Consider the following 15,723-nt stretch of genomic DNA (forward strand, 5'->3'; position numbering starts at 1 on the left):
TGTGGTAACCCAATCGATACCGGAGGTCCTCACCTTTTTAGCTCACGCCACGCTCACAACCTGTGTGGGAACAACAGCTAGCGGCGTTCGGCGTTTGTTAGGACACCCACCGGGTCTCGCCGTCTTTCTAGGTGGAGGTCGGGCGTAGTGCTTGATTTCGAGCGACGCCCATCGAGGCCTGGTGCTCCGGATGGATATGTGCGGTGAAACGGTTAACCTCGTGTGCTCGCAACCATCCGATCATCATCTGGGTAGCTTCGGAGGCTATGCCTTGGTCTTGGCGCCTCGGCGAAATGACCCAGGCGATCTCAGACACGAGCGTTGAACCGTCGCACTCGACGGTTGCCTGCACGAAACCGACCGGCTCACCGGTGTCTCGGTAGGTGACTATCCAGTTCAGCCACCATTGGGAACCGTCATCAGACTGCCCCACGGTCTGTGCGGCATATCTGCTGTGGAGCAGGTCTAATGACGGGGCTTCGCCGCCGGTGTACTCGTATAGCGACGGGTCGGCCAGAACGTCGACCATCCCAGCTGCATGGTCCACCGCGAGTGGTTCAAGCAGGAGCCGCTCAGAGCAAACGGGTTCAGGTTGAGGCCAATCCATCTCCTGAGAATGGCACAGGCGCGGTTGGACGAATCACCTGGGCCATTGGTGGAGCGGATCTCGCCCCAACGAGGACGCGCTAAGCGCGAGAGATCGGGGGCCTGTGCCTCACCCAAGAGTTCATGCCCTCGTGCCTGTCCGCGCCCCGCCCTCGGAATCCGTCGGTGCAACTCGACGGTCGGCCTGGAAGAATTGAGAGATGACCGTAACCCTTCAGCGAATCCTCGCCAGCGACTTCCCGACGTGGATTGAGCAAAGCAGCGCGGAGTACGTCGGTGACTTACTTGCCCAGGGTCGATCACACGAGGAAGCTCGGCGAATAGCGGTCGAGAGCATGGCTCGTTCGTTCCCGGAGGGCACTCAGAGCCCCGGCAATGAGGTCTTTCACGTCACGAACGAGGTTGGTACGGCAGTGGGATACCTGTGGATCGGGCAGGATGTCACCACCGACCCGGGGGCGTGGTGGGTCTGGGACGTTTTCATCAACGCCGACCAGCGTGGCCAGGGTCATGGGAGAACAACGATGCTGCTCGGCGAAGAATATGCACGCTCCCACGGTGCGCGCTCTCTCGGCCTCAGCGTCTTCGGATTCAACACCGGCGCCAGGCGACTTTACGATTCCCTCGGCTACGAGACAACCTCGGTGAAGATGCTCAAGAAGCTCGACTGAGCATTCTCTTCGCTAACGCTGGTTGGCGTCACTGCAGGGCAGCGTCGAGATGGACACCCGTAGGTGGAACCCGCAACGCGACTGGTCAACGGCCGATCACCGAATGACTAAACGGATCGATGCTTTTCCAAGACGTCTCCTCTGGCGAGGATTCTGACGTCTCGGTTCGCTATTCACCGACCGTGCCGTCGATCGCTTCGCGCAGAAAATCGGCGTGGCCGGCGTGGCGGGCGGTCTCCTCGACAAGGTGCAGCAGCACCCATCGGAGCGAGAAGTTGCGGCCATCGCCCAGCGCCTTGACCGACAGCTGATCCAAGCCTGTCGATTTGGACACGACTGCCCGGCTCCGATCACAGGCTTCGCGGTAGCGACTCCGCAACTGCACAGGATCGAGAAGAGCGGCAGTGCGGAACTCCCAATTCGGGGCGTCGTCCCAGTCGACGCTGGCCCATGGCTCTCGATCAGGGAGGCCAGCAAAGCGGACCTCCATCCAGTCCTCTTCCACCAGCGCCAGATGGTAAAGCAGGCCCGCGAGGGTGAGTTCGGACGGGGAGTGCTTTTGTGCCAGGTGCTCCCGGGTCAGGCCGTCGGTCTTCGAAAGCAACGTCTCACGCTGATAATCGAGGTACTGCGTGAGCATGCCGAATTCCGCGCAGGTGGGATCAGGATCGATTCGCATTCGCTCATCCTGCCAGGGAGCGGAGACGCGTCGCTAGGCGAACCTCTACCGGTCACGCGCATTCCTCAGCGGACATGACCCCGGAAGGCTCAGGCCTTACGAGCCGCCACAGAGAACATCAGCGGCACCCTCTCGCGATTCGAGGCCAAAGCAAATCCGGCCGGCGTCTCTACGAGTGGGGGCAACGGCTTCCAAGGCATAGCGGCCCGTCCACCCTCGCAGGCCGTCGAGGTGCGAGTGTGGTCGACCACGTGCTGCCCGCGGAGGTTCCTTGGCCGTCCCCAGCCTGATCAATCCGTGCAACGTTCGGCTCGCGGCCTCAAGCGTCGTTCGGTCGAGGCCTCGACGGCTTGGAGGCTCAGCGCGTGACCGCGCCGTGCCTCCACGCCGTCAGCTCGCCGGGACGCGACCTCCGGGGTCAGGCGGCCATCGCCCCGTAACGCTTGTGGCCCTTGACGTCGTAGCGGTCGAGCATCATGACCTTCGACCAGACGCGGATGAATTCGCGGACGAACCGCTCTTGCCCGTCGCTGCCCGCGTAGGCGTCGGCGATCGACCGCAGTTGCGCGTTCGAGCCGAATACCAGGTCATTCCGGGATGCCCTCCAGCGAGCCTCGCCGGTCGCCTGAACCCGACCAGTGAAGGTCATCGCGGTCTCGTCGTCCTTCGTCCAGATGAGGTCGGTGTCGGTCAGATTCACGAGGAAGTCGGTCGTCAGGGCTCCGACGTGATCCGTGAGCACACCCACGTCGGACCCGTCCCAGTTGCTGCCGAGCACGCGGAGCCCGGCGTGCAGGACGGTCCACTCCGGTGCGGTGAGAGTGAACAGGTTCGCCTTGTCGAGGAATGCCGCCTCGGGCGCGACGCCCGGAGCAAACTCTTCGAAGCGCTCCGACACGAAGTTGCGGAACCCGTCCGCAATGGGTCGCAGCCACTCGAACATCTCGATGTCGGTCAACTCCTGCGTCGTGTCGACACGGCCTGGCGTAAACGGCACGCTGGCGTCAGATCCTGCTGCCCGTGCCGCCTGCTCCACGGCGGCGCTGCCGGCGAGGACGATGAGGTCGGCGAGAGATACCTTCCGTCCGTCCGACGTCGCCGTGAAAGCCGCCTGCACGTTCCGCAGCGCGTCGATGACTGGGACGGTGCGTCGGTTGACCGCCCAGTCTTTCTGCGGCGACAAGGCCAGGCGGGCACCGTTCGCCCCTCCGCGCTTGTCGCTGTCGCGGTAGGTCGAGGCGGCGGAGAACGCCGTGTAGACGAGGTCGGACACGGACAGCCCGGTCGCGAGGACGGCTTCCTTGAGTGCTGCCACGTCGGCCTCGTCGAGTGAGGATCCTGCTGCGTCCGGGAGCGGGTCCTGCCAGAGCAGGTCGTCGGCGATGGTGACCTCCGGGCCGAGGTACCGGTGCTTCGGCCCCATGTCGCGGTGCGTGAGCTTGTACCAGGCCTTCGAGAACGCGAGGGTGAACAGATCGAAGTCGGCCAGGAAACGCTCGCATATGGCCCGATACTCCGGGTCGACCTTGAGTGCGATGTCCGAGGTCATCATCATGAGCGGGTTCATCTGACCGGGTACGTGGGCGTCCGGAGTCTTCGGCGCCTCCGGGTCAGTCGGTGTCCACTGCAGCGCGCCGGCAGGGCTTTTCGTCTGCTCGTAGTCGTACGCGAACAGGTTCTCGAGGTAGGTGTTGTCCCACTGTGTCGGGTTCGGAGTCCAGCTGCCCTCGATGCCGTTGGTCGAAGTGTGCTCGGCACTGCCGGTACCCACCGGGTTGTGCCAACCGAGCCCCATCGACTCGATCGGGGCTTTCTCGGGTGACGGTCCGATGTCGGATGCGGGTACCTGGCCGTGGCTCTTACCGAACGCGTGGCCACCGGCGATCAATGCCACCGTTTCCTCGTCGTTCATCGCCATCCGCGTGAACGTGATGCGAATGTCGCGTGCTGAGCCCAGCGGGTCGCCGTTCGAATAGGGCCCCTCAGGGTTGACGTAAATGAGCGCCTGGTGCGACGCGGCCAGGGGGCTCTGCAGGTCGTAGTCCGCGTCGCCGTTCTGACCATGCCAGCGTTCGTCGCGGCTCACCATCTCGTCAGGGCTCGCGACCGCGTGCGGGTTCCAGACCTCCAGGCCCCACCAGGTGCCGTCGTCCGGTTCCCACGCATCGAGTCGTCCACCACCGAAGCCGTACGTCGGCAGGCCCATCAACTCGAGGGAGCAGTTGCCGGTCAAGACCATCAGGTCGGCCCACGACAGAGCGTTGCCGTACTGGTGCTTGATCGGCTGTAGGAGTCGTCGTGATTTGTCGGTGTTGCCGTTGTCCCACCAGCTTCCGATTGGTGCGAACCGCTGCATCGCGGTGCCCGCTCCGCCACGGCCGTCGGCAATTCGGTACGTGCCGGCGGCATGCCACGCCATTCGGATCATCTGTGGACCGTAGTTGCCGTAGTCCGCCGGCCACCAGTCGACCGATGTGGTGAGCAGTCGCTTGATGTCCGACTTGAGCGTCGTGAGGTCGATCGTGGCGAAAGCCGCCGCGTAGTCGAAGTCCGCGCCGAGCGGGTCGGCGTCTACGCCATTCCGGTGGAGAAGCTCAACCCGGAGACGCTGCGGGTACCAACTGTCCAGGGTCGGCGACTGACCGAAGGTGCCACCGAGGTGGTCGCCACCTGCTGGCAGCGCACCGCTCATGTGGAAACTGCATGTGTTGGTCTGGTCGTCAGTGCCCATTGATGCTCCCTGTGTGCTTTAGCTGGATGAGAAACGGTGTCGTCGGGGTCACAATTTAACGATCAGCCGCCGCATCGCAGCAGCGTCAATCTGTGGTGCAGCGATGCTTCGACGCTGCTGTGAGGCGGTGCGTCGCGGGCTGCCGACGTGACGGGAAGCCCGATAGAAAGATCGTATTCCCGCAAGGTGTGCGTGGCATGCCAAGAAAGTGACTGACTTCTAGACGGCGGTGGTGCGGTGGCCGAGCGCACGACGGCCAAACATAATAAAGCCCTGCGCCGATTGCTGCGGTGCGGGCGATGCGAAGCCCGGTGAAACCGACGCCGGAGGATGGGGGCTGTCGAGAGCTTGATTTCCGCGAATCGTGTTCCGCTCGCGGTGACCTGGGAGCACCCCCGCCAGAGGCTCCTAGTGGGGAACGGTCAGCGGGTAGCCAAGTCGAGGTGTTTTAGGACGCGGCGCAAGTAGGTGCCCCCTATGCTTGCGGCAGAACAGGACAAGTCGCTCCATGGCGAGCGGGCTTTATATTGGGGAGACGTGCCATGGCTGCCAGTAGGTGCTCTGGTCTCCGCTCTCTCGTTCTAGTCGCACTGGCCTTCGGCCTGACTGTTCCTGTGACAGGTTGCGTGCCGGCCGTGCCAGGCAAACCTCCGCCTTCGGGAAATCCCGCGGTGCGCGAATACGTGGAGTCTGCCCTCGACTTCATGGATGAAAACGGCCTCTACGCCACTCGCAGGAAGTGGAAAGAAGCTCGAGCTCTCGCATCGGTGAGCGCGTCCTCCGCAGAGACCATCGCGGAAACCCACAGTCCACTGATGCGGGCAGTGTCGGCCGCCGGAGGAAGAGCGCATAGTCGCTTCGTCCTGCCCCCAGGCCAGTTGGGCTCGGTCCAGTTGCCGCCGACGGGCGAGAACCGGCCAGTCGTCAGCTTTGCCACGGGTAGCATCGCTGCCATCGATGTTTCCTGGTTCAGTAGCAGCGACACGAGAGAAGGCCAGTCCTACATCGACGCTGGTGCGCGGGGGATTTCAGACGCAGAAACGCGGGCACGGTGCGGGTGGATCGTGGACCTGCGCGGCAATGGGGGCGGCAATTCCTTCCCCATGCTCGGGGCTGTGACGCCATTGCTCTCCCAGGGCACCGTGTTGTCGTTCATCCGCCGGAATGGCAAGTCGGAAGTCGTGCGCATAGATGGCTCCGCCGTAACATACGAATCGGACGGATCAACCGAAACGCTTGCCACGTCACCCGTGACCGGCTCATCGCAAGCCGGTCGGAACATCGCCGTCCTGCAGGGTCCTGAAACCGCCAGCGCAGGCGAGTCGACACTCCTGGCATTCCGGGGTCAATCGGGCGTGCGCACTTTCGGAGAAACGACGACCGCGGGTTTCGCGACCGGGAACACGTTAAAGACGATGTCCGACGGCGCAGTTATCGTGCTGACGGTAGCCCGCATGGCGGACCGCACTGGGCTCACCTATCCAGACGGTATCGACCCCGACCAGCAAACAGGCGCCGCGGCCCTTGGCGAGGATCCGACCTGGGCCGGCGCGATCGACTGGCTCAACGCGAACTGCGAGCATCCGTAAGGCGGACGTCCATGGACGCAGAATCGGCGCCAACCCGCCGAATTTTCGACATCTCGGGGGAGTGGCGTTTGGGAACGGCTATCGGGAATCCCTCTCGGTCATGGGACGAAACCCTGAGTCGTGTGCATCATCGGTCCTGGCCAGTCTCTCGGAAGGTGTTCGGGTAGTTGTCGAGCCAGGACCAGTGACCGACGGGCCAGGTGATCACGAACGCCCGGCCGACGACATTGGTAATGGGCACGAAACCCTTGCTGGGCGTGGTGGTGTGGAGCCTGCTATCCGCCGAGTTGTCGCGGTTGTCGCCCTCGACCCATAGAGAAACTGCGGGGACTGTCACGGTGAAGTACTTCTCAGGAGAACGCGTCGTCCCGGAAGATGCTTTGAGGTAAGGCTCGCTGAGAGGCGCATCGTTGACGGTGATGTGGCCGGTGGCGTCGCAGCAGGCGACTTTGTCGCCGGGCAGGCCGATGACGCGTTTGATGAGATGGTCGTTCGTTTCTTGCGCGCCCAGGCCCACCTCGGAAAAAAACCATCGGATGCCATCGGCTACAGGATTGCCCGGCTGGACAGTGCCGTGTTCGGTTGCGCTTAGCCATCCACCGGGGTCTGTGAACACAACAACATCGCCACGGGCGATGGGGATGAGGTCGGGGACGAGTTCGTTGACCATGATTCGGTCTTTGACTTGCAGGGTGTTTTCCATCGATCCCGAAGGGATATAGAAAGAGCGAATGAGGAATGTTTTGATCAGGAACGATATGAGCAGGGCAACAAAGAATATGACGAAAAGGTCTCGGAAGAAGCGCACGATTCCGTGCTTACGGTTGGAATCACCCTGGGTTCTCTTGTCCCGCCTCAGGCGCATAAGTACGTCGTGATTCGTCAACTTTCCCCCTGCGCTGATGCTGCTGGGTTCAGTGTCACCCCTCTGCACTCCCGAACTCTTTTGCGGAACCCTCACCGGGACACCTCCACGGCGTCGACGGTTACGCCTTCACGCGTTGCGGTTAAGCCGCAGGGTGCCGTGGCTTCCATTCAGCGCAGGCGGGATGTATCGTTTGTCGATAGCAGAGCACCGATTATCGATAGGACTCACATGCACAAGGCAACCATTGTCTCGTTGAAGGCCCTCATCGTCGCGATGATCGTCCTTCTCCTGGCCTGCCAGCTATTCATGGTCCCCGGTGTGGCACGGCAGTCCGCCGAGACCTACGCAGACCTCGGCTATCTCCAGACGCCGGGCATCATCGTTGCCGTGCTCTTCCTGCTCTGCGTGCAGGTCGTGCTCGTGTGCGTGTGGCGGCTCCTGTCAATGGTGCGCACGTCCGTCATCTTCAGCGACAACGCGTTCTTATGGGTCGACGTCATCCTCTGCGCCATGGTCCTAGCGACCCTCCTCATCGGGGTGTCGATGGCCACCCTCGCATCGGCGAATGTCGCCTCCCCATCGGTGATGCTGCTGTGCGCACTCGGCGTCGTCGTCGGCGCAGGACTCGCTCTGCTGATCCTGGTGCTCCGGGGACTCCTGCGAAACGCGCGACAACTGCAGCAGGACCTGTCGGAGGTGGTCTGATGCCCATCGTCATCAACCTCGACGTCGAACTCGCCAAGAAGAAGATGTCCGTCGCTGACTTCGCGGCCGCGATTGACATCACGCCGGTGAACGTATCTGTGCTCAAGAACGGCCGGGCCAAAGCGGTGCGCTTCTCGACCCTCGACGCGATCTGCCGCGTACTCGAGTGCCAGCCCGGCGACATCCTCATCTGGGTGCCGGACGACTCGGGGCCAGATGCCTCGGATCCGCACAACCCGGCGCGAACGAGCGATGCGGCGGAAGCCTCGTGAGCACGCCTGCCCCGATGAGCCAGTGGAGCGACATCGCCGTCGCGCGTCTTCTGGACGATGCGTCCTGCCCGTCCTGCGGGGTCGATGCCCTGCAGAACAGGCGCTGCCGCAACTGCGGCGCCGACCTCAACGGGAGAATCGGCCTCGAACTCTGGAGCGCCTCCCGGGACGCGGCCACCGCCCTGCGAGCGCGGCAGGCGGTGCTCGAGCGTGTGCCGCGCTTGCTCGCCGAGCCATCTGGAGCCAGTGCAACCGAACCGTCGCCGGCGGCGACTCCGCCAGCATCTGCCGCCCTCGCTGCGCCCGCCGCAGCCAGCCCAGCTGCCGCTGATCCGCGCTCGAGCGCCACAGTTCAGTCGGTGCTGGCGGTAGCGGGTGCCGGGCTGTTCGTGCTCTCGGCGATCGTCTTCACCTTCTTCAACCCCGACCTCAGCGATCGTGCGCTGCGCAGCGTGATCGTCGGCCTCATCACACTCTTGTTCCTGGGCGGCGCCTGGCTGCTCGCGCGGCGCAGGCTGCAGTTCTCAGCCGAGGCCGTCGGTGCGCTTGGAATGCTGTTCGTCGCCCTCGACGTGTACGCGCTTTCCGAACTGACCGTGAGCGGCCTCAGCCCGTGGGTGTTCACTGCGGTCGGCACACTCGCCAGCGGCTCGGTCATGGTGGCACTGTCGCGGGTGGCGCGCATCCGGACCTGGCTCTGGATCTCCCTGCTCGGCCTTTCCGTGGTGCCTTCGATGCTCGGGTACGCGGGCGGCACCGTGTTGTCGGCGGTCATCGGACACCTCGGCACCGCATTCGTCGCTCTCGCACTCGTCGCACTCGTCCGCGCCACGGCACGCAGATTCGACGGGCGCCTCCGGGCGGAACAGGTGACGTTGACGGTGGTGCAGGTGGTCGCCGTCGCAATCGTGCTCGCTCAGGCGAGACTGATCGAGGCCGACAGCACCACGGGATACTGGCTCGGGATCTGCGCCATCCTTGCCGCGATTGCGGTGCTCGCCGGCCTCGCCAGCCGCTATCTCGCATGCGGTCTCTGGAGCTTCGTCGCCGGGGCTGCCGGCGTCGCCGCATGCACCGGGCTGCTATTCGCCCTCGACCTCGGGGCCCATGGCGCCGAGCAGTGGTACTTCGCCTTCATCGCTGTCGCGGGCGCCGCAGGACTCATCGTCCTCGGCGCCCTGGCCCCGACCCCGGCGACGATCGAGCGGCGACGGTTCACCGGCGGCGCGTTCGGGATGGCCGTGGTCAGTGTCCTGGCGACGGTGCTCGTGGCGCTGCTGATCGGCGCCGCGAAGGTGCTTGGTTCCTTCAACGGCTCCGATCTCGTCGCCTCAGTGATTGACACAGGCGGCGTGCTCGCGGTCGTGCTCGGCCTCGCCGCCGGTGCCATTGGCTTCGGGGTCTTCGCCGCAATCACCCTGCACCGGGACATCGCCCAGGCGCCCCTCGCGAACGGGGGCGCAGCGCTCGCTATCTGGCTGGCGGCGCTCTCAGGGCTCGTGGTCGTCTGTGCCCCCGGCCTCTTGCCCTGGGCTCAAATCGCGATCGCCCTTGGGCTCGCGGTGGCCACGAGCGCCGCGCTCGTTCTCGTCCCGGGCATCCGGGCGGCTTCGCTCCGCTTTCGCCTTCCCCTGATCCTCGCGGCTCATGTGGCGGTCCTTCTCGCCGGCATCATCTCGTGGACCGACGTTCGCCTCGCGGCGTGGGCGGGCATCGCAGTCGTCACGGCCATCATCGCGCTCGCGCGACCCGTGCCCGCCGGGACTCGTTTTCTCCACGTCGCTGTCGGCTACGCCTACGCCCTCGTGGTCGTGGCGACAGCGCTCGGACAGCTCGGCATCGGCACGATCGCGCTCCTGTGCCTCACCACGTCGATCGGGCTGATCGGCGCAATCGTCGCGACCGCCCTTCCGCAAGTAAAACCCGCAGCCTGGTACTCGATCCTGGTCGTGACATCCGTGCCCTTTGTGATCGGCGTGATCCAGGTGGTCTTCGAGCGCAGTGGCTGGACCGCTCTCTCAACCGGCATCATGTTCCTGCTTGCGATGACCCTCCTCGTTTCCCGCCGGCCCGGACTCGGCATCGTGCTGCGCGCGATTGCCGCGGGCCTGCTCATCCCGTCCCTGGCCGTCGTCGTCGTATGCCTCGGCGCCCAGGTGCTTGTGGGCAGCGCCTCACCCGTGACGCTGCCGGTCATCGCAGCGATCGTCGCTCTCGCGCTCCCGAGCACTGGGGTGATTCGCTCGGCCCTCAAGCGACGCGGCATCGGCGAACCGGACGCCACGGTCGCGCGGATCGCCCTCGAGGTGTCTGCCATGCTCACCGGCGTAATCGCCGTCGGGCTCGCGCTCATCCGGGTGGCGGCTGGCTTGCCGACGACATTCCTCGTGCTCGTCATCCTCGCCCTCGGCGCAGCGGCGACATCGTTCTGGGCGAAGCGCCGCTACGGATGGTGGACCGCGGCTGCCTGCCTCACGGGAGCCTTGTGGTGTGTGTGGGCTCTGATCGGTATCGGCCTGCTCGAGCCATACCTGCTCCCGCCGAGCCTCGCAGCCACGACCATCGGCCTGCTCCTCACCGCGCGCGGCGCACAAGGCGTGCCGCTGTACACCGGCGGGCTCCTCGTCGCCGTCGTGCCGACCTTGGTGGTACTGGCGGTGTCGGAGGCAGGTGAAACCGTCGGTGCAGCATGGCGCGGCTTCGGGCTGGTCGCCGCGTCGTGGGTGCTGCTCGGGCTCGGCCTGCTGCTCGACCGGTGCGTGTCGCCTCGCGCCGAACGGCTGCGCACACTCTGCACGCCGACCCACGCGGTCGCGATCATCGCCGGGGCTGCCGGGGCTATCCAGGGCGTGCGCTTCGGCGTCGGTGCCGACGTGGTCCAGATCGCAGGAATACCGTTGGTCGTGGTGTGTCTCGGGATTGGCCTGGCCGGCGCCGTGCCAGCTGCCGCAGCGGCGCGGGCCATCTTGTCCCATGCCGAGATATCTCAACCGGCGCGCATCCGAGGGTGGTCTTTCGGTCGCCTGTCTGCTCGCTGGCTTTATGCCCCCGCCGCCCTGTACGTCGGGCTCGCTACCTGGACGGCCATCGAACGAGACTGGTTCACGATCTGGCTGATGTGGTCGCTCATGGTCGCCTACCTCGCCGCCATGGTCATTGTCGCGGTGCGGCTGCGAAACGGGCGGACAAGCCTGCCTCCCGTTTGGTTCATCTTCACGCTCGCGTTCGTCACTGCGATCGTGGCTTGGAGTCCGCGTGACTTGCGAGTCGAGTGGTTCTCGCTGCCCCTGGGCCTTTTCCTACTCTTCGCCGGCGTTGCCGCCATGCGCGGCAGGCAACGGGATACAGCTGACACCCAGCGCGGCACGCTCAGTAGCTGGCCCGCCCGCTGGCACGGCTCGTGGCCGCTGCTCGCCCCCGGGCTCGGCGTGATGTTCCTGGCCTCGATCCTCGCGACTTTCACCGACCCCCAGACCTGGCGGGCCATCCTCGTGATCGCGATTGCGCTCGTCGCCATTCTCGTCGGCTCGAGCCGGAAACTCGCGGCACCCTTCCTGCTGGGCATTATCGTGCTGCCCATCGAGAACATCTTCGTGTTCGTGGTGCAGATCGGCCGCGGCATCGAATCGGTGCCGTGGTGGATCACGCTGGCCGTCGTCGGCGCCGTGCTGCTCATCATCGCCGTCACCTATGAGCGTCGAGCCGGGGACGACAACAGCATCGCGGCGCGATTGGGCGACCTGGCATGAATTCCGCACGCCGAGGCGCCGCTGAGACGTAAAGGACGGCGACAACGGATACGGGAACGACTGCAGTGTCGCCGGATAGATAGTGCGCTACCCGAGTGGGGCCGAGCCAAAATGTAGATAGTCGGGACCTGTGTAGTCGAAAATTGTGACGCTGTGAATCTCGTCCATGTGTTGGCTTCCCCGAATCTCGATCTCTTGCGTACTGGCTGATGCCCTGACGGTGGAGATGTCATAACTGAGGCCGCCATCGGTGGTCCAGGCGCTATCAGTGTTCTTGACCAGCTCCCCTTCATTGAGGTAGAGCCTCAAGTTCGGAGAGGCTCCCGTGCTGAAGTCGATGAGGGTCGCCCAGACAGTGCCATCGCTGCGACGTTCGATCTCAACGGAGCCGACGGTCTCGGTCCATTGAGTCACGAATTGCCCTGCAAGCGGGAGTTGCCGCTCGAATCCGCTCATTCCGGCGGAATTGTTTTGGCTCGTCTCCGTCGTCGGAGACGTTGAAGGCGTTGAGGTTGGCGTTGGCGTTGGCGTTGGCGTTGAAGCTTGCGATTCAATGCTCGGATTCGGGGCGCTGCCACAGCCGCTGGAGCAGAGCACGATCACCCCAGCCAGCACTAGTGCCGATGTCTGACGCAGAGCGAATCGCATGCGCTCGAACCTACCGGTCAGGCGGCCGTTGCCGGCGCATTCGGATACAAGGAGTTTCACAGAGGTTGTTCGCGCTACAACGCCCTTCCTGCCCCATGGGCAGTCACCCAACCCCCTCCGCGAAGAGAAATGAAGGTCGAGGTCTACCGAACCTTGTGTGTGAGTCGAAGGCCGAATGGGTGTGGCCCGGCGAGGTACCAAACGAGCGCGCCGAGCAGAGGCGCGAATACGACGGCGATCATCCAGAGGGCCTTCTCCACCTCGGACAGGTCGCGGGTTCGCGCAATCTGGACGATGGCGTACGCGATCGCAGCGAGGTAGAGGACGGCGACGACGGATGCGAGAGCGACTGCAAGTGCGGCTGGACTGTCCACCACGGTTCCGTTCGTTTGGATACTTCAAGATAGGGCCCCAGTGAAGATGCGTCTCCGGAACCTCCTGTGGGGGACTTGCACTCGCTACTTACCGGCAGCGGGCCCGTGACCTTCCGTGGGTTGGCTCGCCTCAAGAATGGCGCTCTTGCGCCGCCCCCAGCGGATGAAAAGCCCCAGAGCCACGACGACCCCAACCACAACGAGAACCTGGACTACCACCCAGAAGTTCCACCAAAAAAGAGCACTGAATTCCATTTCGCCCCCCTCGATTCGCGGACACCTGAGTGCCCTACTAAGAGCGAGCCTACGACCGCGAGGTCGTTCGGGTAAATACGCCGTCGATTGCTTGGCCAGGAGGGGACATCCGGAGCAGCTCGTAAGACGAACCCCTTCCTCGCGGCAACCAGTGGCTTCGCCTTGCCGTCGTCGCGGGCGGCGTCGTCGTCGGGTTCCCCTTCCTCACCTCATTCGCCCTCACTACGGCGTCGGCCAGCCACGGTGCCGTGGTCATTGCGTTCCTCCCGGCAGCGACGGCCGTCATGGCTGTAATCCGGGGAAGAGAGCGACCACTACTGCCGTTCTGGATCACGGCTGCACTAGGGGCGCTGGTGGCTGTGGCTTTGCATCACTGCAGGGCGGCGGAGGCATCCGCTTGCAATGGTCCGACCTGCTCCTGTTCGGTGCCGTCGCGGCCGCCGCCATCGGCTACGCCGAAGGAGGCCTGCTCGCGCGCGAGATCGGATCCTGGCAAACCGTATCGTGGGCTCTCATTCTGGCCGCACCCCTCATGGTCGCCCTGATGACAATGGCTATCGTCGACCAGCCTCCTACCGGCACGCTTAGCCAATGGGCGGCGTTTGCGTACCTTGGAGTGGTGAGCATGTTCCTGGGATTCTTCGCCTGGTATCGCGGACTCGCTACCGGGCCGATGGCCCAGGTCAGCCAGGTGCAACTCACCCAACCTGTCCTCAGCATCCTCTGGGCCGCACTCATCCTCCGCGAAGAGCTCACCTGGCAGACCATCATTGGCGGCATCGCGGTCATCCTCTGCGCCGGCATCGCCGTTCGAACCCGCCGGGGTCGCGTCAGACTCACACACTCCGCCGAGGACCGTGCGGTTCAATCATCACCAGTCGAGGCGATGCCCAGCACCAACCTCCCGTAAAGGGAACCCCTGCGCGACGGATCCGCGGCCAATCGGGCCGATTGCCGAGCACCCAGATTCTGGGTCAGTGGGGGGACCGTAGCTGGTCGCCCGGTTGGAGCGCCGTGCCGGCTGCGCACCCGAGCTCTCCGGGCTGAAGCAGAATCTTGGGCACCTGCAACACCTGCACGCCGTCGACGTCTCGTTTCACGAGCAGGCAGTCGTCCCCATCGCCCATCGCGAAGCCGATGTCGCCGTCGACTACCGTCGCCTCGGGATCGAACGCGACCTCACGCTCACCGGTCGGCTGCGGCATCCGCTTGACGATCTCGGCGACTATGTCGTCAGCGGATGCCGCGGACGGCGCGTTTGTCAGCACCTCGACGACGAGAGCCTCCGCTCCGTCGGGAACAACGTCAACCAAGCGGGTGTCGACCGGAGGGGGGATGCGCTTTGCGTCCGGCGGGCAAGCGATGTCGTGGGCGACCGCTGTGTCGTCGCTCCATTCGCCGGGCTCCTCGGTCGCGACGCCCCAGAAATCGAACTGCGACTCAAAGCAAGCGACGTGCGGCCCATCGTTCGGGGTGGGCTGTATCGTCGCACGAAACTGCAGCGCTCCAACTGGTTCGCCGTGGATCGCGCCGGGATATGGTTCGTAGCCGATCAACTCGACTACGGTCGATTTCTCGGTGTCGGTGTCAGCCCAGCGGGCATAGTCATCGATCACGTCCGTCGCCTCACGGTAGAGACCCCGAGAGACGTCAGCGACTGCCTTGCGCGCCGACACTTGTGACACCGCGTCCGACGCCGGGATTGCTCCCGCGCAACCAGTGAGCGTGCCGCACACCGCGAAGGACAACCATGCGACGGGGCTCGGACGGTGTCGGTTCGAAACGGAATGGCGCACGTTGTTGATCAAACCACAAGTCGGCCGGATGTTGTTGCGTGGGGGATGGCCCACATCAGCACGGCGTCAACGCCGAAGGCGAAATCAAGCGGTAGTAATCATGTCATCGACGGTACCGCGGCTCCCCGCCCGCAAGGGGGACCTCTACAGACGCAGATTCGGCGCCCAATCGCCGAGGTTCCGCATTCTCGGGGGAGTGGCATTTGGGAACTTGCTGCGGACGCTTTCGGCGGCTGATTCAGCCGCGCCAGGTCGGTGCGCTCGTCGTCGCAAGGGGATCGTCATAGAACAGAGCCTTGTTGGCACCATCGCGGAGTGGCGGTCAGGCGCGCTGACTGCGCAGCAAGCCATTGCGGAGGCTAGGCGTGCGGCCACGGCAATGAATCGACTTCCTGCGGAGGGCAAGGCGTAGGCGGCGCGTTTGTCAGCCGTTGAATGCCAACGGCACTGTTCCGACGTAACCAGTGTTTGACCGCACGGAAGCCGGTCCGCTTGCGGACGTCTGATGACGGCTCGCCTAATCAGCTGACCGTATTCCCGGGCGAACGCCTCCCGACGAAGTTCCCCCACCGTCTCGTTGCAGGTAGCGGGAGGCGTCGCGCCACTGCTAGTTTGCGTTCGTGCAAGCAACTGACTCGATCCCCGCAGTCGCCGAGCCCACGGTGATCTTCGTGATCAACCGGGAATGGTCCCCCCAAGTGTTAACGCCGACTGAAAACAGGGCCACTTCTGCCAACTGAAAACAGGGCCACTCTCGTGTGGTTCTAGTGTGCCGTAGTC

At 64.4% G+C, this 15,723-nt stretch carries 12 protein-coding genes and 1 pseudogene; 6 read left to right on the top strand and 7 right to left on the bottom strand.

Annotation, left to right across the window (positions count from 1 at the left end):
* Positions 1 to 127 precede the first annotated feature (127 nt).
* On the bottom strand, positions 128 to 607 hold the full coding sequence (locus CXY79_RS00460; RefSeq protein WP_104099207.1) for a GNAT family N-acetyltransferase: 480 nt from the start codon (positions 605 to 607) through the stop codon (positions 128 to 130).
* A 199-nt stretch (positions 608 to 806) separates the two neighbouring features.
* Here CXY79_RS00460 and CXY79_RS00465 point away from each other — a divergent pair, with 199 nt between their 5' ends.
* Positions 807 to 1,277: an N-acetyltransferase gene (locus CXY79_RS00465; RefSeq protein ID WP_104099208.1), complete on the top strand. Its 471-nt coding sequence runs from the start codon at positions 807 to 809 to the stop codon at positions 1,275 to 1,277.
* 169 nt (positions 1,278 to 1,446) lie between these two features.
* On the opposite strand, the gene CXY79_RS00470 is transcribed toward CXY79_RS00465, so the two are convergent.
* Complete coding sequence (locus CXY79_RS00470) at positions 1,447 to 1,956, bottom strand: DinB family protein (protein WP_104099209.1); 510 nt, start codon at positions 1,954 to 1,956, stop codon at positions 1,447 to 1,449.
* Between the two features lie 418 nt (positions 1,957 to 2,374).
* Positions 2,375 to 4,687, bottom strand: coding sequence for a catalase/peroxidase HPI (gene katG / locus CXY79_RS00475; RefSeq protein WP_104099210.1), 2,313 nt, complete (start codon positions 4,685 to 4,687; stop codon positions 2,375 to 2,377).
* A 671-nt stretch (positions 4,688 to 5,358) separates the two neighbouring features.
* Here katG and CXY79_RS00480 point away from each other — a divergent pair.
* On the top strand, positions 5,359 to 6,276 hold the full coding sequence (locus CXY79_RS00480; protein WP_158250187.1) for a S41 family peptidase: 918 nt from the start codon (positions 5,359 to 5,361) through the stop codon (positions 6,274 to 6,276).
* 127 nt (positions 6,277 to 6,403) lie between these two features.
* On the opposite strand, the gene lepB is transcribed toward CXY79_RS00480, so the two are convergent.
* The gene (gene lepB / locus CXY79_RS00485; protein ID WP_233191095.1) at positions 6,404 to 7,084 is read right to left on the bottom strand and encodes a signal peptidase I; all 681 of its coding nucleotides are present in this window, start codon (positions 7,082 to 7,084) and stop codon (positions 6,404 to 6,406) included.
* Positions 7,085 to 7,372: 288 nt separating this feature from the next.
* Between lepB and CXY79_RS00490 the strand changes: the two genes are divergently transcribed.
* The 3 genes from CXY79_RS00490 to CXY79_RS00500 are packed head-to-tail and all read left to right on the top strand — an operon-like array spanning position 7,373 to position 11,870.
* On the top strand, positions 7,373 to 7,849 hold the full coding sequence (locus CXY79_RS00490) for a DUF2975 domain-containing protein (protein WP_104099213.1): 477 nt from the start codon (positions 7,373 to 7,375) through the stop codon (positions 7,847 to 7,849).
* On the top strand, positions 7,849 to 8,121 hold the full coding sequence (locus tag CXY79_RS00495) for a helix-turn-helix transcriptional regulator (RefSeq protein ID WP_104099214.1): 273 nt from the start codon (positions 7,849 to 7,851) through the stop codon (positions 8,119 to 8,121). The genes CXY79_RS00490 and CXY79_RS00495 overlap by 1 nt, the downstream gene beginning before the upstream one ends.
* A 14-nt stretch (positions 8,122 to 8,135) precedes the next feature.
* A complete protein-coding gene (locus CXY79_RS00500; RefSeq protein WP_104099215.1) occupies positions 8,136 to 11,870 on the top strand; it encodes an SCO7613 C-terminal domain-containing membrane protein in 3,735 nt (1,244 codons plus the stop codon).
* A gap of 87 nt (positions 11,871 to 11,957) precedes the next feature.
* On the opposite strand, the gene CXY79_RS00505 is transcribed toward CXY79_RS00500, so the two are convergent.
* Both CXY79_RS00505 and CXY79_RS00510 read right to left on the bottom strand, forming a co-directional pair.
* A complete protein-coding gene (locus CXY79_RS00505) occupies positions 11,958 to 12,326 on the bottom strand; it encodes a hypothetical protein (protein ID WP_104099216.1) in 369 nt (122 codons plus the stop codon).
* Between the two features lie 335 nt (positions 12,327 to 12,661).
* Positions 12,662 to 12,895: a PLDc N-terminal domain-containing protein gene (locus tag CXY79_RS00510; RefSeq protein ID WP_158250188.1), complete on the bottom strand. Its 234-nt coding sequence runs from the start codon at positions 12,893 to 12,895 to the stop codon at positions 12,662 to 12,664.
* A gap of 386 nt (positions 12,896 to 13,281) precedes the next feature.
* On the opposite strand from CXY79_RS00510, the pseudogene CXY79_RS00515 reads away from it, so the two are divergent.
* Positions 13,282 to 14,057 (top strand): annotated as a pseudogene (locus tag CXY79_RS00515) (DMT family transporter); the annotation flags it as partial.
* Positions 14,058 to 14,121: 64 nt separating this feature from the next.
* Here the strand turns inward: CXY79_RS00515 and CXY79_RS00520 are convergent.
* On the bottom strand, positions 14,122 to 14,763 hold the full coding sequence (locus tag CXY79_RS00520) for a hypothetical protein (protein WP_146068059.1): 642 nt from the start codon (positions 14,761 to 14,763) through the stop codon (positions 14,122 to 14,124).
* Between the last annotated feature and the right edge of the window lie 960 nt (positions 14,764 to 15,723).

It is taken from the genome of Cryobacterium sp. M96 (assembly GCF_002929845.1).
Lineage (GTDB): Bacteria > Actinomycetota > Actinomycetes > Actinomycetales > Microbacteriaceae > Cryobacterium > Cryobacterium sandaracinum.

What these genes read in the sequence shown, in the direction of transcription:
- CXY79_RS00460 (WP_104099207.1), bottom strand. Translation starts at nt 607, where the DNA reads ATGGATTGGCCTCAACCTGAACCCGTTTGCTCTGAGCGGCTCCTGCTT.
- CXY79_RS00465 (WP_104099208.1), top strand. Translation starts at nt 807, where the DNA reads ATGACCGTAACCCTTCAGCGAATCCTCGCCAGCGACTTCCCGACGTGG.
- CXY79_RS00470 (WP_104099209.1), bottom strand. Translation starts at nt 1,956, where the DNA reads ATGCGAATCGATCCTGATCCCACCTGCGCGGAATTCGGCATGCTCACG.
- katG (WP_104099210.1), bottom strand. Translation starts at nt 4,687, where the DNA reads ATGGGCACTGACGACCAGACCAACACATGCAGTTTCCACATGAGCGGT.
- CXY79_RS00490 (WP_104099213.1), top strand. Translation starts at nt 7,373, where the DNA reads ATGCACAAGGCAACCATTGTCTCGTTGAAGGCCCTCATCGTCGCGATG.
- CXY79_RS00495 (WP_104099214.1), top strand. Translation starts at nt 7,849, where the DNA reads ATGCCCATCGTCATCAACCTCGACGTCGAACTCGCCAAGAAGAAGATG.
- CXY79_RS00500 (WP_104099215.1), top strand. Translation starts at nt 8,136, where the DNA reads ATGAGCCAGTGGAGCGACATCGCCGTCGCGCGTCTTCTGGACGATGCG.
- CXY79_RS00505 (WP_104099216.1), bottom strand. Translation starts at nt 12,326, where the DNA reads ATGAGCGGATTCGAGCGGCAACTCCCGCTTGCAGGGCAATTCGTGACT.